Origin of the sequence: Streptomyces sp. NBC_00461 (genome assembly GCF_036013935.1) — a bacterium.
In the GTDB taxonomy this organism is placed as follows: Bacteria; Actinomycetota; Actinomycetes; order Streptomycetales; family Streptomycetaceae; genus Streptomyces.
The window spans coordinates 4,676,538-4,702,494 of record NZ_CP107902.1 but is presented as its reverse complement, the minus strand read 5'-3'; the positions used below and the strand labels follow the sequence as shown (position 1 = coordinate 4,702,494).

Annotated in this window: 12 protein-coding genes and 3 rRNA genes; 9 read left to right on the top strand and 6 right to left on the bottom strand. The window is 68.7% G+C overall.

What is annotated here, in order from left to right; genetic code table 11:
* Positions 1-17: 17 nt before the first annotated feature.
* Entirely contained in the window at positions 18-1,442 is a 1,425-nt protein-coding gene (locus OG870_RS21970) for an MFS transporter (RefSeq protein ID WP_266517099.1), read from the bottom strand.
* Between the two features lie 683 nt (positions 1,443-2,125).
* Between OG870_RS21970 and OG870_RS21965 the strand changes: the two genes are divergently transcribed.
* Together OG870_RS21965 and OG870_RS21960 are read left to right on the top strand one after the other, a co-directional pair.
* The gene (locus OG870_RS21965; RefSeq protein ID WP_266517096.1) at positions 2,126-4,210 is read left to right on the top strand and encodes an asparagine synthase-related protein; all 2,085 of its coding nucleotides are present in this window, start codon (positions 2,126-2,128) and stop codon (positions 4,208-4,210) included.
* 262 nt (positions 4,211-4,472) lie between these two features.
* On the top strand, positions 4,473-7,880 hold the full coding sequence (locus OG870_RS21960; RefSeq protein WP_327691304.1) for an AfsR/SARP family transcriptional regulator: 3,408 nt from the start codon (positions 4,473-4,475) through the stop codon (positions 7,878-7,880).
* Positions 7,881-7,895: 15 nt separating this feature from the next.
* Here OG870_RS21960 and OG870_RS21955 read toward each other — a convergent pair whose 3' ends face one another.
* Positions 7,896-9,860 (bottom strand): sigma-70 family RNA polymerase sigma factor, encoded by a 1,965-nt coding sequence (locus OG870_RS21955; protein ID WP_327691303.1) that lies wholly within the window; start codon positions 9,858-9,860, stop codon positions 7,896-7,898.
* A 328-nt stretch (positions 9,861-10,188) separates the two neighbouring features.
* Positions 10,189-10,956, bottom strand: coding sequence for a TetR/AcrR family transcriptional regulator (locus OG870_RS21950; protein WP_266583402.1), 768 nt, complete (start codon positions 10,954-10,956; stop codon positions 10,189-10,191).
* A 386-nt stretch (positions 10,957-11,342) separates the two neighbouring features.
* Between OG870_RS21950 and OG870_RS21945 the strand changes: the two genes are divergently transcribed.
* Complete coding sequence (locus OG870_RS21945; protein WP_266839638.1) at positions 11,343-12,722, top strand: NAD(P)/FAD-dependent oxidoreductase; 1,380 nt, start codon at positions 11,343-11,345, stop codon at positions 12,720-12,722.
* A 224-nt stretch (positions 12,723-12,946) separates the two neighbouring features.
* Positions 12,947-14,593, top strand: a complete 1,647-nt coding sequence (locus OG870_RS21940; RefSeq protein ID WP_266583407.1) for an ATP-binding SpoIIE family protein phosphatase — start codon at positions 12,947-12,949, stop codon at positions 14,591-14,593.
* A 6-nt stretch (positions 14,594-14,599) separates the two neighbouring features.
* Here the strand turns inward: OG870_RS21940 and OG870_RS21935 are convergent, their stop codons facing one another.
* Complete coding sequence (locus tag OG870_RS21935) at positions 14,600-15,874, bottom strand: MFS transporter (protein ID WP_266520410.1); 1,275 nt, start codon at positions 15,872-15,874, stop codon at positions 14,600-14,602.
* Positions 15,875-16,014: 140 nt separating this feature from the next.
* On the opposite strand from OG870_RS21935, the gene OG870_RS21930 reads away from it, so the two are divergent.
* The 5 genes from OG870_RS21930 (at position 16,015) to OG870_RS21910 (ending at position 22,994) form a co-directional block, all read left to right on the top strand.
* Complete coding sequence (locus OG870_RS21930) at positions 16,015-16,563, top strand: MarR family winged helix-turn-helix transcriptional regulator (RefSeq protein WP_266517082.1); 549 nt, start codon at positions 16,015-16,017, stop codon at positions 16,561-16,563.
* Between the two features lie 644 nt (positions 16,564-17,207).
* A 16S ribosomal RNA gene (locus OG870_RS21925) occupies positions 17,208-18,733 on the top strand.
* 313 nt (positions 18,734-19,046) lie between these two features.
* Positions 19,047-22,164: ribosomal RNA gene (locus tag OG870_RS21920) — 23S ribosomal RNA — on the top strand.
* A gap of 91 nt (positions 22,165-22,255) precedes the next feature.
* Positions 22,256-22,372 (top strand): 5S ribosomal RNA (rrf, locus tag OG870_RS21915).
* Together the 16S, 23S and 5S rRNA genes form the textbook arrangement of a ribosomal RNA operon.
* Positions 22,373-22,442: 70 nt before the next feature.
* The gene (locus tag OG870_RS21910) at positions 22,443-22,994 is read left to right on the top strand and encodes a GNAT family N-acetyltransferase (RefSeq protein WP_266517079.1); all 552 of its coding nucleotides are present in this window, start codon (positions 22,443-22,445) and stop codon (positions 22,992-22,994) included.
* Between the two features lie 4 nt (positions 22,995-22,998).
* On the opposite strand, the gene OG870_RS21905 is transcribed toward OG870_RS21910, so the two are convergent.
* Positions 22,999-24,504, bottom strand: a complete 1,506-nt coding sequence (locus OG870_RS21905; protein ID WP_266588335.1) for a type IV secretory system conjugative DNA transfer family protein — start codon at positions 24,502-24,504, stop codon at positions 22,999-23,001.
* Between the two features lie 16 nt (positions 24,505-24,520).
* Positions 24,521-25,948, bottom strand: coding sequence for an ATP-binding protein (locus tag OG870_RS21900; protein WP_266517077.1), 1,428 nt, complete (start codon positions 25,946-25,948; stop codon positions 24,521-24,523).
* Positions 25,949-25,957: the final 9 nt, after the last annotated feature.

Below are 25,957 nucleotides of genomic sequence, written 5' to 3'. Positions count from 1 at the left end.
CTGTCAGCGGTCCCGGCTCAGGCGGGGGCCATCAGCAGCGGGCGTGCCCGCTCCCGCAGCTCCACCACGCGCGGCTCGTCTCCGTACGGCTCCAGACGGTGGAGCAGATCCTTGACGTACTCGGTCGTGCGCGCCGACGAGATGCGCCCGGCGACCTCCACCGCCCGCACGCCCTGTTCGCAGGCGGCATCGAGATTGCCCGACTCGAGCTCCGCGACCGCCGACACCACCAGCCGCAGCCCGTGCGACCGTACGAACTCCTCCGTCGGTTTCGACAGCGCCTGCTCCGTGAAGCGGCGCACCTGGCGCGGTGCCTTCAGGTCGCGGTAGCACTCCGCGGCGTCCGCGGCGAAGCGGTCGTAGGAGTAGAAGCCGAGCCAGGACGGGTCGTTGTCGCCCTCCCGGGAGCGCTCCAGCCAGCCCTCGGCGGCCTTGAGGGCAGCCCCGGCCGCCTGCGCGTCACTCGCACGCGCGTGTGCTCGTGCCTCGACGAGCCGGAAGAAGCTCATCGTGCGTGCGGTCGCCAGGCCCCGGTTGCGTTCCAGTGCGGCCTGCGCGAGGTCGACGCCCTCGTCGCCGAAGCCGCGGTAGGTCGCCTGCAGCGACATGGAGGCCAGAACATAGCCCCCCAGGGGCACATCGGCGGCTGCCCGCGCGAGTCGCAGCGCCTGGATGTAGTAGCGCTGCGCGGCCTCCTGCTGCCCCGTGTCGAAGGCCATCCAGCCTGCGAGGCGCGTCAGTTCGGCGCTGGCCCCGAACAGTGCGCGGCCGACCTCGTCCGAGTACGCGCCGAGCAGCAGCGGTGCCGCCTCCACCCGTAAGCACTCGGGAACCATCGACGAACGCCAGTCACCGCCGCCGTACTTGGAGTCCCAGCGCCTGGCGTCCTCGGCGGCCTCCCGCAGCTTCTGCACATCGCTGTGGCCGACTTTGAGCGGTGCGCCCGAGTCCTCGGCGGAGTTCGCCTCGCGCGCCACCGAACTGTCGGCCGGTGTTATCAGCCATCGTGAGGCGGGCGTTGCGTATGCGCTTACTGCGAACGATCCGGCCAGCGACTGCCAGATGCCACCGGAGCCGGCCCGGCGCCCGGCGAGGTCGAGACGGTAGAGCTCCGTCGCCGACTTCACCGCCTGGCCGACGTCCCTGGGGAAGGCGAGGCCCACTTCGGGTGCGGGATCCGCGTCCGCCAGGCCGATCTCGTGGAGCGGCACCGGACGGCCGAGTTTCTGGCCTATGGCGGCGGCGATGAGATGTGGCGCGGCACCCTGCGGCACCATGCCCTTCGACACCCAGCGCGCCACCGACGTCTTGTCGTAGCGAAGAGTCAACCCGCGTTGGGCGCCAAGATCGTTGACGCGACGCGCGAGTCCTGCGTTGCTGATTCCCGCGAGGGCGAGAACGGTGCCGAGTTTTTCGTTCGGCCCGCGTTGCTCCCTGGACATGCGCCACCCCTCGACACAGACGGCTGCCGCGCTGGCATAACCACGCGGCATTCGTAAACCCAGCGTAGTTCGCCGCATCCCAAGCGTTAAGGGGCATAGTTCCGGATGGCGGGATTGTGGTCCGTACTGAAGTGCGGGTCCGATACGCGCAGTTGCGCCGTGCTCCCGTTGTGTGGCCGTGCGCCCGTCCGTGCGCTCTTCTCCGGCCATCGGGGGAGCGCTTCCATGGATGCTGCGTGGGTCGGCCCGCTGTACTGGATCCAGTGGGCTGGGGGACACCGCCGCCTCCATCCCCGCGGGCGGCGGAGGGGCCCGGGGGGCGAACTCCGTCTCCCGGGCTGCGCGCGGGGGATGCGGCGCGCAGAGCCTGCACGGAGCGTGTGCACGCGTGTCCCGCCATCCCCGATTTGGCTGAAAACCGCCCCTCGATCCGCCGGGCAATTACCGCTCCCACCATGGAACTTGAGGGCGCGAAGGACGTTTTCGGGGAGCGTTTCGGGGGCGCATTCGCGTCGCAGACGCCTTGCCGGGTACGGGTGTTCGCCCTCTCGGACGGGTGAGCGCCACGGCGCGTTCCAGGGGTCGTAAGCGGCTCCACCCTCCCTCCAGCGTGCGCCCTTCATGGCAGCATGGGGAACCAGTTCGTACCGTGCACTGGTTGTCCACAGCCTGTGGAGGCGTCGATGCGGTGGTTGGTGGGATGGAGCAGCACCGCCGCGGTGACTCCCGGGACGGGTTCCGCGGGGGCCACCGGAAGCGACGGCGAGACCGTCCACCCGGTGGGTTCCCAACTCCTGTGGGGTGACCCCGATCCGCTCTGGGCGGTCGGTGACTGGCGCCCCGACGAGGTGCGGGTGGTGAACGCCGACGCGCAGACCCGGATAGCGGTCCTGGGCACGTGCGGGGCGTCCGACGAGGAGCTGCGGGTCGGACTGTTCGCCGCGCGCGGAGGCGCACTTCGCCACCTCACGGCCTGGCCGGGCAGCTACACCGCGGTCGTCAAGGTCGGCCGCCGGGTCACCGTCTGCGGCGACCTCGCGGGCGCCCGCCCGGTCTTCTACACCCCCTGGGCGGGCGGCACGGCCTACGCGACGGCGGCCCTCCCCCTCGCCGACCTCATCGAGGCCAATCTCGACTTCGGCCACCTCGCCGCGCTGCTCGCAGCCCCCGACGTACCGGCCGCGCTGCACGACTCCACGCCCTACGACGGCGTACGGCGCATCCCACCTGGGCACACCCTGATCCTGCGCGCCGGAGCGCGCGAGATCGCCGGCTACGACCCCGTCGCCTCCCTCGCGGTGGCGGCGCCCTCGGCCGACCCGGACAGTGCGGTCGACGCGGTGCGCGACGCACTGGTGGAGGCGGTGCGCGCGCGCCTGTCCGCGCCCAGGCACGTCCCGGGGACCGACATAGACCCCGGCCCGGTGCCCGGTATGGGGCCGGCCGAGCGCCGCGCCGCGCGCGGGATGCCGGTCGCGGGCATCGGCGCGGACCTCTCCGGCGGGCCGGCCTCGGGCACGCTCGCCCTGCTCGCCGCCGGGCTGCCCGGCATGCCGGGCACGGTCCTGGGCCACGGCACCGGCGCGGGCGAGCGCCTGCTGGCGGTCACCTTCAACGACCTGGCGGTCGGCGGCCGGGAGGCCGAACTGGAGCGGGCGGGATCGCTCGCCGCCAACCCGCGCCTGCACCACGTGGTGGTGACCGGCGGCGAGGAGGCCCTCCCGTACGCCGAACTGGACGGCCCCCTGACCGACGAACCGGGCCAGTCCCTGGTGACCGCCGCCCGCCACCGCGCCCGCCTCGCCTCGGGCAGCGCGGACCACTTCACGGGCTACGGAGCCCGCCAGGTCCTGGACGCCCATCCGGCCCGCCTGGCCGACCTCCTCATGGACCGCAAACGCCGCCACCTGGTCCGCCCCGTCGCGGCACTCGCGAAGGCCGACGGTTCGGTGATGGTCCCCGCGCGCGTGTACGGCGCGGCCAGGAAGCTGGCGCGGACGCCGTACAGGGAGGGCCTCGAACTGCTCGCCGAACGCCTCCTGCAGCGCCGTTTCGACGAGCCCGGAGGCGCCGTCGGTGCCTCCCTGGCCGCCCTCACCTGGGCCAGACCCGGCCCTGCGGCACGCTGGCTCACCGGTGAGGCCCTCGCTGAAGTATCGGTTCGCCTGCAGGCGTCGACGAGCCGCTCGGGCGTGGGCCCGGGCCAGCGTCCCGGCGACTACCGCGCGCGTGCGGCCCTGGCCCGTCATGCCGCGGACCTCCGCATCCTGGAACAGGCGGCCGAGATCCGCTCCCAGCGCCTGCACGCCCCCTTCCTCGACAACCAGGTCGTACGCGCCTGCCGAGTCCTCCCCGAGGCCCTGCGCGTCCAGCCGGGCGCGCGTGCCGCCATCCTGCGCACCGTCCTGGAGGGCGCGGGCGTGAGCGACCTCCCACCGGGCTGGGGCACCCCCTCCCACGCCTCGGCAGCGGTGGCGGCCCGCACCGGCCTCCGCGTCGCCGCCGACTCCCTGATGTCCCTGTTCGGGACGCCACTGCTGGCGGAGGCGGGCCTGGTGGAGGCACGCGTCGTCCGCAAGGCCCTGCGCGCCGCCGCCGAAGGCGAACCCCTCCCCCTCGACGGCCTGGCGGACATCGTCTCCCTGGAACTCTGGCTACGCCGCCTCCTGGCCCGTCGAGGCACCTGCTGGACGGGCACCCCGGCCCGCCAGAGGGCGGTACCGGGGGGCATCACACCCAAGAGGGGGGCGTTGGCTTCGGGCGGGTGAGGAATCTCAGGCCGCATCCCAGCCGGTCCGGCGGGTGAGGACTCTCGGCCCGTCCGGCGTTTGAGGACGAGGCCGTTCAGACCGATCGGGGGGTCCAGGGGGCGAAGCCCCCGGCGGGGTCGAAGGGGCGGAGCCCCTGGGGGCGGGACGCGAAAGGGCGGCGGGGGCGAAAACACCCCGGCACCCCACCCGCACGGGCCCCTCCCCCGGCCACCCCCGCAAAACACAGTGCCGCCCCCGTCCCCCCAGCGACAATGATCCGGTGCGGTACAGAATCCTGGGCATCACCCAGGCCGACGACGACCACGGCACCGCCGTACCCATACCCGGCCCCCGACTCCGGACCCTGCTCACCGCCCTGGCCCTGCGCCCCGGCCGCGTCACCACCCCCGACACCCTCATCGACGAGGTCTGGTCGGACACCCCGCCGCACGACGCCCCCGCCGCCCTCCAGGCCCTGATCGGCCGCCTCCGCCGCGCCCTCGGCAAGGACACGATCACCTTCGCCCCCGGCGGCTACCGCCTGACGGCGACCGAGGACGACGTCGACCTGTTCGTCTTCGAGCGCCTGGTACGACAGGGCACGACGGCCCTCGACGACGGCGACCCGCAGACCGCCGCCCACACCCTGGACGAGGCCCTCGCCCTGTACCGCGGCCCCGCCCTCGCGGACCTCCCCGACCGCACCGCCGCAGCCCGCCCGGACACGCTGCACCTTGAGGCGACCCGAGCCCGTATCGAGGCGGCGATGCGCCTGGGCCACGCCCACGAGGCCGTTCCGCACCTGAAGGAACTGACCGCGGCGCACCCGTACGACGAGCCGCTGCACGCCCTCCTCATCCGCGCCCTGCGTGACACGGACCGCACAGCGGACGCCCTCGCCGCCTACGAGACCGCCCGCCGCGCCCTCGCCGACGGCCTGGGCACCGACCCGGGCCCCCCACTACGCGCCCTGCACAAGGAACTGCTCACCCCCACCCCCGGCGCCGACCCCACTCCGCCGCGCCCCGCACATCCCCTCCCCTCGACGACCCGTCCGCTCCCTTCGGAGCCCCACCCCCTCGCCCCCTCCCCATCAGCCGAGCCCCCGATCCGCAGCGGCAACATCCGTCCCCGCCTTACCTCTTTCGTGGGCCGGGAACCCGAACTCGACGCCATCCGTTCCGAATTGCACAGGGCACGGCTCGTCACCCTCACCGGACCGGGCGGCTCCGGAAAGACCCGCCTCGCCGAGGAAGCCGCCACCGGGTTCCCACCGGCGTGGCTGGTCGAGCTAGCACCGCTCGACCGGCCGGAGGCGGTGCCAGGCGCGGTGGTCAGCGCGCTCGGTCTGCGCGAGACCGTGCTGATGACCACCGAGCTGACCGCCCCGCAGGACGACCCCGTCGCCCTGCTCGTCGAGTACTGCGCCCCGCGCAGCCAACTCCTGGTCCTTGACAACTGCGAACATGTCATCGAAGCGGCGGCTGCCCTCGCCGAGACACTGCTCACCCGCTGCCCCGGGCTCACGATCCTCGCCACCAGCCGTGAACCCCTGGGCGTCCCCGGCGAGTCGGTGCGCCCGGTCGAACCCCTCGTCCCCGACCAGGCACGCCGCCTCTTCGAGGAGCGTGCGTCCGCCGTCCGTCCCGACGCGGACAGCGTGCTCCGCGACCGCGAGGCGGTGCAGGAGATCTGCCGCCGCCTGGACGGACTGCCGCTCGCCATCGAGCTGGCCGCGGCCCGGCTGCGGCTGCTCACCCCGAGGCAGATCGCCGACCGTCTCGACGACCGCTTCCGCCTCCTCACCTCCGGAAGCCGTACGGTCCTGCCCCGCCAGCAGACCCTGCGCGCGGTCGTCGACTGGTCCTGGGAGCTGCTCGACGAGCGGGAGCGGACGGTGTTGCGCGAGGCGTCCGTGTTCGCCGGCGGCTGGGACCTCGCGGCGGCGGAGGCCGTGTGCACCGGTCCGGCGGCCGACATCGTCGGGGCGCTCGTCGACAAGTCCCTGATCGTCGCCACCCCGTACGAGGGGGCCGGCTTCGGCGTCATGCGGTACCGCATGCTGGAGACCATCCACGAGTACGCCGCGGAGCGCGCCGCCGAGGTCCCCGAGGGGCGCGCCGGGGCCGAGCACCGGCATCGCGCGTGGGTGCGCGCGCTGGTGGAGGAGGCGGAGCCGTTGCTGCGGTCCGCGGGCCAACTCCCCTGGATATCCCGCCTGGAGACCGAGCTGGACAACATCCGCGCGGCCCTCCGGCGCGCCCTCGCCTCGGGCGCCGAGACGGAGGCCGCCGCTCTCGTCCTGTCCACGAGCTGGTTCTGGTGGCTGCGCAACTACCGCCACGAGGGCATGTCCTGGACGCACCAGGTCCTGCGCCTGGGCGTGAGGCTGGACGGAGCCCCCACTCACGACGGCGCCCCCACTCACGACGGCGCCCCTGGCTCGGCCCGCACCGGCCACCCCGCCCCCGCCGTCCACCCCGACCCCGTGGACGCGTTCCTGGCCGCCCCTCACGCCGAGGCACGCCACCCCCACCACTCCCTCCGTATGAACCTCCGCATACTCCACCTCTTCCTCAGGTCCGACCTCGAACCGATGGACGGGCCGCTGGACGACCGGATGCGTGCGTACGTCGGCCGGGTGCGGGACTTCTTCGCGCGGGGCGGTCCGGACGCGGCCCGTATACCGGGTCTCGTCTGGCCGTTCGCCACCTTCGTCCTGGACGACTCGCAGGACGTCCGTGCGGACATGGACGTCTCCGTCGTCAACTGCCGTGCCCACGGCGACGACTGGGCGATCGGCGTGGCCCTGATGTTCCGTACGCACATGGCCGTCGACTCACCGGGCGGCATGAAGGGCGTGGACGAGGATCTCGCGCAGCTCAGGGTGTTGAGCCGACGCGTCGGCGACCGCTGGATGCGGGCCCAGGTGTGCAGCGCGGCCGGCGAGGCGGCGATGGCCCGAAGCCGCCTGGAAGAGGCCAAGGGCGAGTACGAGGAGGCGCTGCGGCTCGCCTACGAGGTGGGGGCGCACGCCGAGTCGCCGTTCCTGCTGGCCCGGCTCGCCGAGATCGCCTACCGAGCGGGCGACCGCCGGGCCGCGTCGAGCGGGCTGGACGAGGCGACCGCTGCCGCCGATCGCTACGGGGTCCCGGACTCCAGAGCGTTCGTCCTGCTGATGCGCGCCCTACTGGCGCTGGACGAGAAGGACACGGCACGCGCGCGTGTTCTGCACCGGGCGGCGCGGGAGGAGACCGGACGCGGCACGCCACCACCCCAGTTCATGGTGATGCTGAACGCCATCGACGCCGTGGTGACGGCCGCCGAGTCGGGCCCTGCGCACGGACTGCCGAAGCTGGCCGACACCTTCCGCGAGGCGGTGGAGCGGCGGTGCGCCGACGTGGTCACGGCGACCCTCGTGGACAGCGCGGCGGTTCTGCTCTCCGATCTCGGGGACCATCGGCGCGCGGTCCGCCTGCTCACCGCCGCGGAGCAACTGCGCGGTGGCGCACCACGCCCCATGCCGGAGCGCGCCGAGGCCGACCGGGCCGATGACGCGGCCCGCGCCACGCTGAGCACCGGGGCGTACGAGGAGGAACAGGACCGGGGCGCCCCCCTCACCGTCGACGACCTTCTCACCGAACTCGACGAGGCCCTGCGCGCACACCCCGCCGAGCACCTCCCGTAGGCCGACCGCGGTCCGCTACGAGCAGGTCAACCTCGACTCGGCCCAGTCCGCGAGCGTCACGGAGTCGAAGTCGGTGCGCGGTTCGACGACGAGCCGTACGCTCTTGCGCCCGGCGAGGTTCACATGGACCGGCACCGCCGGGTCGCCGCCCTGGATGGTCGCGGACTTCCACAGCCGCACGCCGTCGGCGTAGACCGAGAAGGACACCTTGCCCAGTCCCAGGGTCAGATCGTCGATGCCGACCATGGCGTCGTAGGCGGAGCAGGTGCGGTTGAGGTCGACGGTCGCGGAGGACCGGCCGTGCACGGTCACGCCGTGGGTGTAGGACTTGCCGGCGATCGACAGGCCGTAGCGCTGCCACACCCAGCTGCTCCCGCCGAGCCGCATCTCGGGCCGCGTGCCGTCGCCCGTGACGTCGTAGGCCAGCTCGCTCCACTGGTAGACGACCGGCGCGGGTGGGGCCGGTGTGGGGGTGGGCTTCGGGGTCGGCTTCGGTGTGGGGGTCGGGGTGGGAGTCGGAGTCGGTGTGGGCTTCGGCCGGGGTGTGGGGGTCGGGGCCGGCCTCGGCGTGGCGGCCACCACGGGCACGATCACCGGCTGCTTCGGCTCGGGATGCTTCTTCGCAGGCGTCGGCGTCGGCTTCGGCTTCGGTGACTCCGGGCGGACGGCCGGTGTCGAGGCGGGGGCCTTGGCGTCCGGCTTCCCGGCCGGGCTGTCGCTCCCCGACAACGCGAGTGCCACCGCCACGCCCGCCGCGACGACGACACCGGCGGCGATACCGGCCTTCGCGGGCGCCCCCAGCCCCTCGGAGACCGCCGCACCACCGGCACCCGCCCCGCCGGACGAGCTGCCGCTCGCGGCCGCGGCCGCCCCCGCGGCGCCCGCGGCACCGGCTCCGGTGCCGCCGGCGATGAGAGCGGCCACCTTGGCGTACCCGGCGGCACCGAACCAGCCGATGACCGCGACCGGCACCACGCCGGGGATGCCGTTGGCGACTTCCTTGATCTGGCCCGCGGCCAGCCGGCACTTGGCGCACTCCTCCAGGTGCTTGCGCAGTCCCCGCTCGGCACGTGTGCGCAGTCCGCCGCGGGCGTAGGCGCCGAGCCGGTCGGCGAAGCGCGCGCACTCCTCGTCGCGGGCGAGCGTGGCGCTGACGTGGGCCTGGAGGTAGGCCTGCTTGAGGCCCTCGCGGGCGCGACTGGCCAGCACCCGCGTGCCGTTGGCGTCCAGCCCGAAGAGAGTGGCGACCTCGCTCGGCGACTCGTCCTCGACCTCGGTGTGCCACAGCACGGCCTGCCAGCGCTCCGGCAGCGACAGGAAGGCCTGCATGGCCATGGACTGCTCGGCCTCGTGCATCGCGCGCACATCGGCCCCGAGGTCCAGACCCGCTCCGAACGAGCCGAGGGACGCGGTGTCGTCGGTCGTCTCGGAGGATCGCGCGGCCTGCGCGGCGAACACCGCGAAGTCGTCGACCAGTTGCTCCCGCTTGGCGGACTTCGTCCAGCTCGCGGCCACACGCCGGACGGTGGTGAGCAGATAGGCGCGTACGGACTGCTCGGGGCCGTGGCCGCCGCGCACCGCCTGGAGCATGCGGGCGAAGACCTCGGCCGTGAGGTCGTCCGCGGTGTGGGCGTCGCGGCAGCAGGTGCGGGCGTACCGGCGCACCGCGCCCGCGTGGCGCCGGTACAGCTCCTCGTAGGCGGTGTCGTCGCCCGAGCGCATCCGCCCGATCAGCTCGGCGTCGGACGGCGGCAGATCCCGGGGCGGCGGCAGGACTCCGTCCTCCCGGCGATCGCGCTGGGCCGGGACAGTGCCCTCGACGGGCTCGACCGGTTCGCCGCCCTGCTGCGGGACGACGGTCTCCGCGCGGCCGCCGCTCCGCGGGACGCCCGCCCGTCCTCCCTGACTCGGCACCTGCGGCGGACCGCCGGCCTCCGCGTCGCCGTCACCCGGCGACTCGTCCCGCCCGTCAAAGCTCATCGCGGAAAGCCCCCGCTGCCTGCCCAACCAGTCCCGAACACCGGGTCAGAGTGCCATATTGGCTTTTGTTCAGGACCCCGCAGTGCGGACCATCCACTCGTCCGTGGGGACTTGTCGTGCCGTAGTACTAGCCATCACCCATTCGGGGAAGGCTCAATTACCGCTCACCACACGGAAGTTGGGCGGCATGCCGGAAATGCCCCGCACATTCCCGGCGGCCGACGCATATCCGGCGTCCGGCGCATTCCCGGCGCTGCCCGGCTCACGCCGCGCACCGCCCACGCCCCACCACAGTCACCGAATCGATCCGCCCGCAGGCACGGACCACTCAGGCCGGCCGCGAGCGCAACCCCTCCAGCAGGATGTCCAGCAGCCGAGCCGAGGCCGCCGCCTGCTGTGCCGCGTCCGGAAGCGAGGGTGCGGCCGTCGCGATGACGAGCAGTACGTCCGACACCGACACGTCGGGCCGCAGCTGACCGGCCGCACGCGCCCGCTCCACGAGCTGGCCCACGACCTCCAGCAGCGCCGCCGCGCCCGTGTCGTCGTCCGCCGAGATCCTCGGGACTCCGTCGGCGACCAGACGCAGCTCCCCGGAACCCGGCTGCGTCCGCTGCTGCGGCACCCGGGCCTCGTCGAACACCGTGCCGTCGGCCTGCTCGTCGGAGACCGACACGCGCAGCACCTGCGGCGGCAGCAACCGCCCGGCGCCCGAGGCCACCGACGTCCGCAGGAAGCGCGAGAGCGCCGACCACGGCTCGTCCTCCTGGCCGAGCGCCGACCTGGCCTGGTCGGTCAGCCGGGAGGTCTCCTCCTCGGCTATTCGCCGCACCAGGACGTCCTTGCTCGGGAAGCGCCGGTACACGGTGCCCACACCCACCCGCGCCCGTCGCGCCACGTCCTCCATCGGCGCGCCGTACCCCAGCTCGCCGAAGACCTCCCGCGCCGCGCGCAGGACGTGCTCCAGATTGCGCTGTGCGTCCACGCGCAGCGGAGTCGTACGCGAGGCGTCCCCGCGTCCGTTGCTCGTCGCCGCGCTCACGATGCCGCCCGATGCCAGTGCTGACGCGGTCGACCAATGAGAATCCTGAACATGCATAAGTGTTCCCCCGGTAATGACGTCTCCCCCCGGAGACTCTCCCCGCCATTCATTGGTTGCCAGGGCGTGGGAACGGGCTCGGTTCACCGTCCCGCCTGTCGCGGACCCGGTGAGCGATGAGCGCATCCCCCTACACCCCGTCGACACACGAACATAGTTGAGCGAGGGTCAATTCAGAAGGGGCAGGTTCCGCACGGAGCGCCCCCCGATCGGAGTACGGGCCGCTTACGTCCCGATTGCACCCCCCAAGGTCACCGGGCACACACCCGCTGACCTGCAATCCTTCCGAGCACTCGGGCAATTCGGCCAAGCCTGGGCGTCCTGGGCACGCGGTCACACAAATTGTCGGGGCTGTGGACAAACTCCAGCGCTGGGTGCGTCATGGGATGGTGAAGGAACGTGCGCGCATTCTCGTTGTCGGCGGCGGCTACGTCGGGATGTACACGGCCCTGCGCCTGCAGCGGACGCTGAAACAGGAACTCAGACGGGGCCAGGTCGAGATCACAGTCGTCACTCCCGACCCGTACATGACCTATCAGCCATTCCTTCCCGAAGCGGCGGCCGGCGCCATTTCGCCCCGCCATGTCGTCGTACCGCTGCGCCGCGTCCTCGATCAGTGCCATGTCGTCATCGGCGAGGTCCGGTCGATCGACCACGCCAAGCGCACCGCCGTCCTCACCACCCTCGCCACCGAGGAAGAGGGAGCGGGGCCGGAGCAGCTGACGTACGACGAACTCGTCCTGGCCCCCGGCTCGATCTCGCGCACCCTCCCGATCCCCGGTCTCGCCGACCACGGCATCGGTTTCAAGTCGGTCGAGGAGGCCATCGGCCTGCGCAACCACGTCATCGAGCAGATGGACATCGCCTCCTCCACCCGCGACCCCGCGATCCGCGACGCGGCGCTCACCTTCGTCTTCGTCGGCGGCGGATTCGCCGGGGTCGAGGCGCTCGGTGAACTCGAGGACATGGCCCGCTACGCCACGCGCTACTACCACAACGTCCGGCCCGAGGACATGAAGTGGATCCTCGTGGAGGCCTCGGACCGCGTCCTGCCCGAGGTCGGCGAGGAGATGGGCCGCTACACGGTCACCGAACTGCGCCGCCGCAACATCGACGTACGCCTGCACACCCGCCTCGACTCCTGCGTGGACCGGGTCGCCGTCCTCAGCGACGGCGCTCGCTTCCCGACCCGCACGGTCGTCTGGACGGCCGGCGTGAAACCCAGCCCGCTCCTCGCCGCCACCGACCTCCCGCTCACCGGGCGAGGCCGGCTGAAGTGCACCCCCCAGCTGACGATCGACGGCGCCACGCACGCGTGGGCGGCAGGAGACGCGGCAGCCGTCCCCGACGTCACCGCCGACGAACCCGGCACGGAGACCGCCCCGAACGCCCAGCACGCCGTCCGTCAGGCCAAGCTCCTCGCCGACAACATCGCCCACGCCCTGCTCGACGAGCCCCTGGAGACGTACTCCCACAAATACGTCGGCTCGGTCGCCTCCCTCGGCCTGCACAAGGGCGTCGCCCACGTCTACGGGCGCAAGTTGAAGGGCTACCCTGCCTGGTTCATGCACCGCGTCTACCACCTCAGCAGGGTGCCCACCTTCAACCGCAAGGCCCGTGTCCTGGCCGAATGGACGCTGTCGGGCCTCTTCAAGCGGGAGATCGTCTCACTCGGTTCGCTCGAACATCCCCGGGCGGAGTTCGAACTCGCGGCCGGTGGAAAGCCTCCTACCGACCCGATGAACGACCCGAAGGGGTCGTCCTGACCGGACCGAGGAACTCCACCGACCGGGTAGGCGTCTGACGGATGTCGCCCCGGTAGGCCACACTGCCTAACTGATCCCCGCCCCCAGGGCGAGCAGAAGCTCGCTCCTCGAACCCAAGAGGCTCTCCCCACCGTGCTGCATCCCGGGGGCATCACGCCCCAGCCTTCCGGCCGGGGCCGGAGTCGGCCGAAGACGCCGAAGACGACGACACGAGGCAAGGATTCGTGAACTTCACGCGCTGGAGCGCCCGGCTCCCCGGAACGCAGCGCCGCGCCGCAGCGCGGACCGATCACACGGCCGCCCCCGACCGGCAGGCCGAGACCGCGAGCTCCGTCCCCGCGGCCCGCGCCGAACAGCTCACCGACGAGCCCACACCCGTACCCGCCGTCGACGCACTCCCCGTCCGCGAGGTCCTCGACCGCGTCCCGGCTCTCGTGGCCCTGGTCCACGGCCCGGACCACCGCGTCGCCTACGTCAACGACGCCTATGTGAGCGCCTTCGGCCTGCGCCCGCTCGGCGAACCCACCCGCGAGGCCCTCCCGGAACTCGACGAACTGGGCCTGCTCCCGCTCCTCGACCAGGTCCTGCGCAGCCGCAAGCCCCGCACCCTCAAGTCCCGCAAGGCCTCCGACGGCCGCTCCTACACGTTCACCTGCACCCCGGTCACCGAGGGCGACCACGCGGGCGTGCTCGTCTTCGCGACGGACGTCACCGACCACGCCGAAGCCGCCGAACGCCTCCGCGCCAGCGAGCGCCAGCAGCGCGAAACGGCGGTCACGCTCCAGCGTTCGCTGCTCCCTCAGGAGCTGGAGGAACCCGACGACCTGCGCATCGCCGCCACCTACCAGCCCGGTGGCACGGAAGCGGCGGTCGGCGGCGACTGGTACGACGTCATCACCCTCGGCGGCGGCCGCACGGCCCTGGTCATCGGCGACGTCATGGGCAGGGGCGTCCGGGCCGCCGCCGTCATGGGCCAGCTCCGCACGGCGGTCCGCGCCTACGCCCGCCTCGACCTCCCCCCGCACGAGGTCCTCCAGCTCCTCGACGGCCTGGCCATCGAGATCGACGCCAACCAGATCGCCACGTGCGTGTACGCCATCCACGACCCGAACGAGGGCCGCCTCGTGTACGCCTCCGCCGGCCACCTCCCGATCCTCGTCCGGGACGAGAGCGGAGCGGTCCAGCGCGCGGACGAACCGACCGGCCCGCCGCTCGGCACCGGCGGCTGGATGCACACATCGGGCTCGATCCCCCTGAGCCCCGGCTCCACGGCGGTGCTCTACACGGACGGCCTGGTGGAACGCAGGAACGAGGACCTGGACGAGGGCATCGCGTCCCTGGCCCGAGCCCTGTCCGGCGCGACCGGCACGCCCCAGGTCGTCTGCGACCGCCTGGTCCGCTCGGCGGGCGTCACGGCGGACCACGACGACGACGTCGCCGTCCTCGTCCTCCAGCACCCGGCCCGCACCGGCCCGGACAGCGACCTGTTCCGCAACGCGGCCCTGGAACTCCTCGGCGGCATCGAAGCGGCCCCCCGCGCGCGTGCGTTCGCCTCGGGCGTCCTGACGAGCTGGCGGTTCCCGGCAGACCTGCACGACCTCGGGGTCCTCGCCGCCAGCGAACTCGTCGCCAACTCCCTCCAGCACGGCACCCCGCCCATGCGCCTGCGCCTGCGCCGCACCGACCGCCGCCTGATCATCGAGGTCACCGACGGCGACGACCACCTCCCCCGCCGCCGCCGCGCGGAACCCGCCGACGAATCCGGCAGAGGCATCGCGATCGTCGCGACGATCGCCTCCAACTGGGGCTCCCGCCGCACACCGGGCGGCGGAAAGGCGGTCTGGTGCGAGTTCGTCCTCCCGAAGACCTGACCGGCCCTACGCCTCCGCGACCACCGTCTCCGCAGACGCCCCACCCCGCGCAACCACCCGGCTCCTGCCCAGCCACGGCCGATCCTGTACGGCGGTGAGCTGCCGACCCAGCCGTACGGCGAGGTAGGTGATTCCCAGCGAGAACAGCAGGAACGTCACGATGTACGGAGCCTGCAGCGAGGCCCCCATCGGCCCACCGACCGCCGGCCCGACGGCCAGCGCGAGCTGCTTCACCAGGGCGAAGGCGGAGTTGTACTGCCCGGCCATCCCGCTCGGCGCGAGATCGGCGACCAGCGGAGCGACGGTCGGCGACAGCATCGCCTCACCGAGCCCGAACAGGGCGTACGTCGACACGAACGCAGCCGTCGCCATCTCCTGGCTGCCGTGCCCGAGTCCGGCGTATCCCGCCACGACCCACGCGACGGCCCAGATCAGCCCCACGGCCGCGATCACACGAGACCGCCGACGCCGCTCGACGAACTTCAGCACGGCGAACTGCGCGACGACGATCATCAGGGTGTTGGCGGCCAGCGCCGTGCCCAGTGCGGACGTCGAGATCCCGGCGGCCTCGACGCCGTACGCACTCAGCCCCGACTCGAACTGTCCGTAGCAGGCGAAGAACAGCACGAAGCCCAGCACACACAGCTGCACCATGGCCCGATTGCCGAGCAGCTGCTTCCAGCTGCCCCGTCCCGAGCCCGCAGGTGCGTCCTCGATCCGCGGGGAGTGCGGCATGCGCACCGTCGTCATCACGACCGCCAGCAGTAGGAACATCGCCGCCTCGATCGCGAACAGCAGAGTGAAGGAGGAGACGCGCGAGGTGTCGACCAGATGACCACCGATGAGCCCGCCGACACCCAGCCCGAGGTTCTGCAGGAAGAACTGCGTGGCGAAGGCACGCGAGCGCGTGTCGGCCGTGGAGCAGTCCACGATCATCGTCGCCAGTGCCGGCTGCATCACGGCCTGCCCGGCCCCGAGGGCCGCCGCCGACAGCAGCACGGTCGTCGCGCTGCTCGCCAGCCCCAGGCTCAGCGCTCCCAGCGCGGCGGTGACCAGGGCGGCGAGCAGGACCGGCAGCGGACCGCGCCGGACGATGGCCCGCCCGGCGAACGGCAGCACGATCAACGCGGCCACGGCGAAGACGGCGAGGACGAGCCCCGCCGTCATGGCCCCCAGCCCTCGCACCTGCGCCACATAGACGTACAGGTACGGGACCGTGAAGCCGAGCCCGAACGCGCTGAGTGCGTTACCCACGTGGATCCGGCGCATCGCTGCGCCCATCGCCCTGGTCACGTTCACCTCTCTCAGATAGTTGGAGTACCTCAGTACTTAGCACCGAAGACTTCAAAGCTAAAGTTCGAAGCTAAACAGTACATCCAGAAGTACTTCAATGCCAACGAACCCCGTGCGATACTGCGCACATGGCCCAGACCCCCGGCGTCGCGGAGCCGACCCTCGAAGAGCAGATCGCTGCGTACCAGCGCGAGTTCCGGGACCTCGACCCCCAGGTCGAGAAGATCGTCTCGGCGCTCTCCCGGCTGAACCGCCGTATGAACGTCGCCTACGGCCGCCAGACCGCCGCCCTCGGCATCAGCAACGCCGAGTGGGAGGTCCTCAAGGCCCTCGTCCTCTCCGGCGCCCCCTACCGCCTGGGCCCAAGCGACCTCGCCAAGCGCCTCGGGCTGACGCCGGCCGCGATGACCCACCGCATCGACCGCATGGTCGCCGAGGGCCTGGCGACCCGGGAGCGCGACGAGTCCAATCGCGTCCGTGTGATCGTGGAGCTGACCGCGGAGGGCCGCGAGAAGTGGCTCGAGGCCATGCGCCTCGCCACGGTCTTCGAGGAGGACCTCCTCCAGGACCTGTCCCTGGAGGAGCGCACCGCCCTCGGCGAGGTCCTCACCCGCCTCCTGCGCAGGGTGGAGCACGCCCAGCCGGACGCGGGCGGACGCCTCACCGACCTGGACTGAGGCGAAGAGAAAAGATCTTGACAGGGGGCAGTTGACAGCCCCCTGGGGGATGCGTAGTGTTCTCCGGGTTGCCGCGGGGCCGTAACGGTTCTGCGACAGCACCTCCGCCGCACGAGCGGCACCTCAAACCATCAGCACAACCTCCCAACGGGATTGATTTCGGCATGCCGAAATTCAATTCACTTTGGGGCGGGCAGCCCGATTAGGAACTGCCCAAGGAATCCGCTAAGGTTTGAGACGTCGGAACGGCCCAACGGCCGCGAGGACAAGCCCGCTGACTGGGAGTCAGGCCCGAAAGGATCTGATAGAGTCGGAACCGCCGGAAAGGGAAACGCGAAAGCGGAAACCTGGAAAGCACCGAGGAAATCGGATCGGGAAACGGTCTGATAGAGTCGGAAACGCAAGACCGAAGGGAAGCGCCCGGAGGAAAGCCCGAGAGGGTGAGTACAAAGGAAGCGTCCGTTCCTTGAGAACTCAACAGCGTGCCAAAAATCAACGCCAGATATGTTGATACCCCGTCTGCCGGAATCATCCGGTGGTCGAGGTTCCTTTGAAGTAAAACACAGCGAGGACGCTGTGAACGGCTGGGCTTATTCCGCCCGGCTGTTCCGCTCTCGTGGTGTCATCCCGATTACGGGACAACATTCACGGAGAGTTTGATCCTGGCTCAGGACGAACGCTGGCGGCGTGCTTAACACATGCAAGTCGAACGATGAAGCCCTTCGGGGTGGATTAGTGGCGAACGGGTGAGTAACACGTGGGCAATCTGCCCTTCACTCTGGGACAAGCCCTGGAAACGGGGTCTAATACCGGATATCACTGCCACTCGCATGGGTGGTGGTTGAAAGCTCCGGCGGTGAAGGATGAGCCCGCGGCCTATCAGCTTGTTGGTGAGGTAATGGCTCACCAAGGCGACGACGGGTAGCCGGCCTGAGAGGGCGACCGGCCACACTGGGACTGAGACACGGCCCAGACTCCTACGGGAGGCAGCAGTGGGGAATATTGCACAATGGGCGCAAGCCTGATGCAGCGACGCCGCGTGAGGGATGACGGCCTTCGGGTTGTAAACCTCTTTCAGCAGGGAAGAAGCGAAAGTGACGGTACCTGCAGAAGAAGCGCCGGCTAACTACGTGCCAGCAGCCGCGGTAATACGTAGGGCGCAAGCGTTGTCCGGAATTATTGGGCGTAAAGAGCTCGTAGGCGGCTTGTCACGTCGGGTGTGAAAGCCCGGGGCTTAACCCCGGGTCTGCATTCGATACGGGCTAGCTAGAGTGTGGTAGGGGAGATCGGAATTCCTGGTGTAGCGGTGAAATGCGCAGATATCAGGAGGAACACCGGTGGCGAAGGCGGATCTCTGGGCCATTACTGACGCTGAGGAGCGAAAGCGTGGGGAGCGAACAGGATTAGATACCCTGGTAGTCCACGCCGTAAACGGTGGGAACTAGGTGTTGGCGACATTCCACGTCGTCGGTGCCGCAGCTAACGCATTAAGTTCCCCGCCTGGGGAGTACGGCCGCAAGGCTAAAACTCAAAGGAATTGACGGGGGCCCGCACAAGCAGCGGAGCATGTGGCTTAATTCGACGCAACGCGAAGAACCTTACCAAGGCTTGACATACGCCGGAAAGCATCAGAGATGGTGCCCCCCTTGTGGTCGGTGTACAGGTGGTGCATGGCTGTCGTCAGCTCGTGTCGTGAGATGTTGGGTTAAGTCCCGCAACGAGCGCAACCCTTGTCCTGTGTTGCCAGCATGCCCTTCGGGGTGATGGGGACTCACAGGAGACCGCCGGGGTCAACTCGGAGGAAGGTGGGGACGACGTCAAGTCATCATGCCCCTTATGTCTTGGGCTGCACACGTGCTACAATGGCCGGTACAATGAGCTGCGATACCGTGAGGTGGAGCGAATCTCAAAAAGCCGGTCTCAGTTCGGATTGGGGTCTGCAACTCGACCCCATGAAGTCGGAGTTGCTAGTAATCGCAGATCAGCATTGCTGCGGTGAATACGTTCCCGGGCCTTGTACACACCGCCCGTCACGTCACGAAAGTCGGTAACACCCGAAGCCGGTGGCCCAACCCCTTGTGGGAGGGAGCTGTCGAAGGTGGGACTGGCGATTGGGACGAAGTCGTAACAAGGTAGCCGTACCGGAAGGTGCGGCTGGATCACCTCCTTTCTAAGGAGCATCTAGACCGCCAGGCGTGCCTGGTGGTCCAGGGCCATTACGTCGGCACACGTTCGACGGTGGTTGCTCATGGGTGGAACGTTGATTATTCGGCATCTTCGGTCATCTCAGGCTGTGAGTACTGCTCTTCGGGGCGTGGAAAGCTGATCATGAGTGGCGGGGGTGTCGGGCACGCTGTTGGGTGTCTGAGGGTGCGAGCGTTGCTCGTTCTTCTGATGCCGGCCCCAGTGCACTCGGACTTAGGTTCGGGGTGATGGGTGGCTGGTCGTTGTTTGAGAACTGCACAGTGGACGCGAGCATCTGTGGCCAAGTTTTTAAGGGCGCACGGTGGATGCCTTGGCACCAGGAACCGATGAAGGACGTGGGAGGCCACGATAGGCCCCGGGGAGTCGTCAACCAGGCTTTGATCCGGGGGTGTCCGAATGGGGAAACCCGGCAGTCGTCATGGGCTGTCACCCTTGCCTGAACACATAGGGCAAGTGGAGGGAACGCGGGGAAGTGAAACATCTCAGTACCCGCAGGAAGAGAAAACAACCGTGATTCCGGGAGTAGTGGCGAGCGAAACCGGATGAGGCCAAACCGTATGCGTGTGAGACCCGGCAGGGGTTGCGTATACGGGGTTGTGGGATCTCTCTTTTACGGTCTGCCGGCCGTGAGACGAGTCAGAAACCGTTGATGTAGGCGAAGGACATGCGAAAGGTCCGGCGTAGAGGGTAAGACCCCCGTAGTCGAAACATCAGCGGCTCGTTTGAGAGACACCCAAGTAGCACGGGGCCCGAGAAATCCCGTGTGAATCTGGCGGGACCACCCGCTAAGCCTAAATATTCCCTGGTGACCGATAGCGGATAGTACCGTGAGGGAATGGTGAAAAGTACCGCGGGAGCGGAGTGAAATAGTACCTGAAACCGTGTGCCTACAAGCCGTGGGAGCGTCGGAATGTGCTTGCACATTCTCGTGACTGCGTGCCTTTTGAAGAATGAGCCTGCGAGTTTGCGGTGTGTTGCGAGGTTAACCCGAGTGGGGAAGCCGTAGCGAAAGCGAGTCCGAATAGGGCGGTATAGTAGCGCGCTCAAGACCCGAAGCGGAGTGATCTAGCCATGGGCAGGTTGAAGCGGAGGTAAGACTTCGTGGAGGACCGAACCCACCAGGGTTGAAAACCTGGGGGATGACCTGTGGTTAGGGGTGAAAGGCCAATCAAACTCCGTGATAGCTGGTTCTCCCCGAAATGCATTTAGGTGCAGCGTCGTGTGTTTCTTGCCGGAGGTAGAGCACTGGATAGGCGATGGGCCCTACCGGGTTACTGACCTTAGCCAAACTCCGAATGCCGGTAAGTGAGAGCGCGGCAGTGAGACTGTGGGGGATAAGCTCCATGGTCGAGAGGGAAACAGCCCAGAGCATCGACTAAGGCCCCTAAGCGTACGCTAAGTGGGAAAGGATGTGGAGTCGCACAGACAACCAGGAGGTTGGCTTAGAAGCAGCCACCCTTGAAAGAGTGCGTAATAGCTCACTGGTCTAGTGATTCCGCGCCGACAATGTAGCGGGGCTCAAGCGTACCGCCGAAGTCGTGTCATTCATGCTATAGGGCCAACGCCCGCATGGATGGGTAGGGGAGCGTCGTGTGCCGGGTGAAGCCGCGCCGGAAGGCAGTGGTGGACGGTTCACGAGTGAGAATGCAGGCATGAGTAGCGATACACACGTGAGAAACGTGTGCGCCGATTGACTAAGGGTTCCTGGGTCAAGCTGATCTGCCCAGGGTAAGTCGGGACCTAAGGCGAGGCCGACAGGCGTAGTCGATGGATAACCGGTTGATATTCCGGTACCCGCTGTGAAGCGTCAAACATTGAATCAGGCGATGCTAAGTCCGTGAAGCCGTTCCGGACCCTTCGGGGAATGGAAAGTGGTGGAGCCGACGGACCAGACTTGTAGTAGGTGAGTGATGGGGTGACGCAGGAAGGTAGTCCAGCCCGGGCGGTGGTTGTCCCGGGGTAAGGGTGTAGCCCGTCATCCAGGTAAATCCGGATGGCATGTGGGTGAGACCTGATGCCGAGCCGATTGTGGTGAAGTGGATGATCCTATGCTGTCGAGAAAAGCCTCTAGCGAGTTTCATGGCGGCCCGTACCCTAAACCGACTCAGGTGGTCAGGTAGAGAATACCGAGGCGTTCGGGTGAACTATGGTTAAGGAACTCGGCAAAATGCCCCCGTAACTTCGGGAGAAGGGGGGCCATCACCGGTGATTGGATTTTCTCCATGAGCTGGGGGTGGCCGCAGAGACCAGCGAGAAGCGACTGTTTACTAAAAACACAGGTCCGTGCGAAGCCGTAAGGCGATGTATACGGACTGACGCCTGCCCGGTGCTGGAACGTTAAGGGGACCGGTTAGTGCGCTTTCGGGCGTGCGAAGCTGAGAACTTAAGCGCCAGTAAACGGCGGTGGTAACTATAACCATCCTAAGGTAGCGAAATTCCTTGTCGGGTAAGTTCCGACCTGCACGAATGGCGTAACGACTTCTCGACTGTCTCAACCATAGGCCCGGTGAAATTGCACTACGAGTAAAGATGCTCGTTTCGCGCAGCAGGACGGAAAGACCCCGGGACCTTTACTACAGTTTGATATTGGTGTTCGGTTCGGCTTGTGTAGGATAGCTGGGAGACTGTGAACTCTGGACGCCAGTTCAGGGGGAGTCGTCGTTGAAATACCAGTCTGGTCGTGCTGGATGTCTAACCTGGGTCCGTGATCCGGATCAGGGACAGTGTCTGATGGGTAGTTTAACTGGGGCGGTTGCCTCCTAAAGAGTAACGGAGGCGCCCAAAGGTTCCCTCAGCCTGGTTGGCAATCAGGTGTTGAGTGTAAGTGCACAAGGGAGCTTGACTGTGAGACCGACGGGTCGAGCAGGGACGAAAGTCGGGACTAGTGATCCGGCGGTGGCTTGTGGAAGCGCCGTCGCTCAACGGATAAAAGGTACCCCGGGGATAACAGGCTGATCTTCCCCAAGAGTCCATATCGACGGGATGGTTTGGCACCTCGATGTCGGCTCGTCGCATCCTGGGGCTGGAGTCGGTCCCAAGGGTTGGGCTGTTCGCCCATTAAAGCGGTACGCGAGCTGGGTTTAGAACGTCGTGAGACAGTTCGGTCCCTATCCGCTGCGCGCGCAGGAATATTGAGAAGGGCTGTCCCTAGTACGAGAGGACCGGGACGGACGAACCTCTGGTGTGCCAGTTGTTCTGCCAAGGGCATGGCTGGTTGGCTACGTTCGGGAGGGATAACCGCTGAAAGCATCTAAGCGGGAAGCCTGCTTCGAGATGAGTATTCCCACCCACTTGATGGGGTAAGGCTCCCAGTAGACGACTGGGTTGATAGGCCGGATCTGGAAGCCCAGTAATGGGTGGAGGTGACCGGTACTAATAGGCCGAGGGCTTGTCCTCAGTTGCTCGCGTCCACTGTGTTGGTTCTGAAACCACGAACAGCCCCGTTGTCGGGCCACGACAACGGTGCGGCTGAACAGTTTCATAGTGTTTCGGTGGTTATAGCGTGAGGGAAACGCCCGGTTACATTCCGAACCCGGAAGCTAAGCCTTACAGCGCCGATGGTACTGCAGGGGGGACCCTGTGGGAGAGTAGGACGCCGCCGAACAATTTTTAAGAAAACCCCCGGCCGGGGATACCGGTCCGGGGGTTTTCTGCGTTCGGTTACCGTGTCTGACATGAACTACAAGATCCGTCCCGTACGTACCGATGAGTGGGTTGAGGCGAAGGCACTGCGGCTTGTCGCGTTGCAGGATCCGGTCGCGCATCTCGCCTTCCTGGAGACCTACGAGGAGGCGCTGGCTCACCCCGATTCCTTCTGGCGGGATCGTACGGCCGGCGGTGCCGAGGGTGCCTTGGGTGCGCAGCAGTTCATTGCCGAGGGGCCGGACGGTGAGTGGGTGGGGACACTGACCGTGCTGATCGAGGAGCCCGGGGCGACGGACTGGGCCGGCTTTCCTGTCGAGCGGAGTCAGGGGCATGTCGTCGGGGTGTTCATACGGCCCGAGCTCCGGGGGATCGGTCTGACCGAGGTGCTCTTCGACGCCGGACTTGAGTGGGCGTGGGCGCGTGGAGTCGAGCTGGTGCGGTTGATCGTGCACGAGGAGAACGGGCGGGCTCAGGCCTTCTACCGCAGGGCGGGGTTCCTGCCCAGCGGGCGGACCGTGCCGCTGGCGAAGAGCGCCGGTGAGCTGGAGCTGGAGTTCGTGCTCGAACGCGACGCAAGCTGAGGCGCTACACCGGCAGTTCGTCGTGCGGCCAGCGGGCGCGGCCCTGTTCCCGGGAGCGGAGCAGGGCCAGCGTCGGCAGCCCCCGCTCCGTTCCGGTGGCCAGTAGCTCCGGGAGCTGGGGAAGTGGAGCCACGGCTGCGACGTCGTCGAGGACGAGCGTCAGTGGTGGGTCGAGGCGACCGGAGGATGACCGTTCGGCCATGTGCCGGCCGCGCTCGACCACGCTTGAGACGAGTGCCGTCAGAAGGGGCATCGCGCCTGGGTTGGTTCTGGGGTCCTCGATGGATTCACCCACCACATAAAGCGTGCCCCCTTCGTGGACGAAGGAATCCAAGGCGAGGGCATCTGTTCGGTTGGGAGTGCAGGCCTCGCGGATGTTGACGGTGAAGAGGGCGGAGAGGGCTCGGCTGGTCAACTCCTGTGCCATGTCGCGGCGTTCGGGATGCGCGGTGAGCGCGGCCTCGAGTTCGCCCGCGGAGCCCGGGGCCGCCTTGGGATTCGTACGGAGGATGCGGACCGCGTCCTGGACCTGGGAGCCCTGGGACCAGCGGTGGACGTGGCGGGTGGTGCGGCCGTCGACCGCGGCGGCGTGCAGATAGCTGCGCAGGAGCGTTTCGGCTGTCTCCGACAGCGCCTGGTCGAGCTTGGCCGTCGGGCGGACCGGGGCAAGGAGCGCGGCGGCTCTCGCTGTTGCCGTCTGCTTGTCCTCGCAGCCGGCGGTGGGGGACCAGTGGAGGCGGGCCGGGGTGTCGCAGAGGTGGGCGGGGTCGTAGAGGAGGACGGGGCCCAGTTTTGATCGGGCGTCCTTTGTGTCCGTCCAGACCGCCGGGTTCGAGGTGATGACGAGGGCCGGGCCCTCTGCGTCCCGTACGGCCTGGGTCGCGGTGGCCTGGCGGCTCTCGCGCGGGGCCACGAGGATTTTTTCCTGTCCCCCCACCATGACCGTTTCGCCGGCGAACGGCGAGGTGGCGGGCTCGGGCGTGAGTGCCGCTTCCTGGTGGAGTCCGGCCGGTTCTGGTGCCAGTGGTGCCGGCGGTGCTGTTCTCGGGGTCGGGACCTCGTGGTGGCTCGGCATCGGCTCGGGTGCCGGGCTCGTCGCGGGCCTGGGCGCCTCGAACGCGACGGCCTGTGCGGCTCGGCGCTTCTGCCGGACGGCTCGCCAGCGTACGAACGTTCCCATCGAGAACACGGTCAGGACGAACAGCACCATCAGCTGGCCGATGAACAGGCCCCAGAACAGCCCGTATCCGGAGAGTTGGGCCCGGGGTGTCTCGGGCCAGGCGCCGGGGATGTCGTGCGGTTCGCCGATGAGGTGGCGCATGGCGAGGGGTGTGCGGGTGAAGGTGACGCCGTCCGGCCAGCCGTCCCGGGCGAACCAGCCGGCGAGACCCGTGGCCGACCACACGAGCAGGGTCATGCCGAGCAGGAAGGCGAGTATGCCGATCAGGAGCCCGTCCGGGATGCCGCCCCGGCCCTCCCTGCCTTCCCGCCTGTGGTCGTCCGGTCTCACCACGTCCAGCCTCCCGCTACGCCACCGTCGACTCGGACGGTCCCTCGAAGTCGCTCAGGTGCTGTTCCACGAAGGCGGCCGCGCGCTCCTCCGCCTCCAACTCGGCGGCGCGCAGGGCGTCGACGGTCAGGTCGCGCTCGGCGGACGACTCCGTCATGGCGCGGTCGGTGAAGACCAGTGGGCGTTCCGTCTCGGTGATGAGGTGTTTGACGACCTGGACATTGCCGTTGACGTCCCACACCGCGATGCCGGGGGTGAGCGTGGGGATGATCTCCACGGCCCAGCGCGGCAGGCCCAGGACGCGTCCCGTGGCCCTCGCCTCGTCCGCCTTCTGGGCGTAGATGGTCCGCGTCGACGCCATCTTCAGGATCGCCGCCGCCTCCTTCGCCGCCGCACCGTCCACCACGTCGGACAGGTGGTGGACGACCGCGACGAAGGACAGGCCCAGTCGTCGGCCGAACTTCAGCAGTCGCTGGAACAGCTGTGCCACGAAGGGGCTGTTGATGATGTGCCAGGCCTCCTCGACGAGGAAGATGCGCTTCTTCCGGTCGGGGCGGATCCAGGTGTGTTCCAGCCATACACCGACGATCGCCATCAGGATCGGCATGGCGATGGAGTTGCGGTCGATGTGGGACAAATCGAACACGGTGAGGGATGCGTCCAGGTCGATGCCGACCGTGGTCGGGCCGTCGAACATGCCGCGCAGGTCACCGTCGACCAGGCGGTCCAGGACCAGTGCCACGTCCAGGCCCCACGCCCGTACGTCGTCTATGGCGACGTTCATCGCCTCGGCCGACTCCGGTTCGGGGTGCCGTAGCTGCTCGACGATGTCGGTGAGGACCGGCTGGCGTTCGACGATCGTCTCGTTGACGTAGGCGTGCGCGACCTTCAGCGCGAAGCCCGAGCGCTCGTCGAGGCCGTGGCCCATCGCCACCTCGATGATGGTGCGCAGGAGGGCCAGCTGACCGGTGGTCGTGATTGCCGGATCCAGCGGGTTCAACCGGATCCCGTGGTCCAGGGCCGCCGTCGGGTCCAGACGGATGGGGGTGATCCCCAACTCCTGTGCGATCAGGTTCCATTCGCCGGCGCCGTCCTCGCCCTGGGCGTCGAGGACGACGACCTGGCGGTCGCGGAAGCGCAGCTGGCGTAGGACGTACGTCTTCTCCAGGGCCGACTTGCCGTTGCCGGACTCGCCGAGGACCAGCCAGTGCGGGGCGGGCAGCTGCTGGCCGTAGAGCTGGAAGGGGTCGTAGATGTAGCCCTTGCCGGAGTAGACCTCGCGGCCGATGATGACGCCCGAGTCGCCGAGGCCGGGGGCGGCGGTCGGGAGGTAGACCGCCTGGGCCTGGCCCGTGGACGTGCGCACCGGCAGTCGGGTCGTCTCGACCTTTCCGAAGAGGAAGCCCGTGAAGGCGTCGGTGAGGACGGACATCGGATCCCGCATCAGAACTCA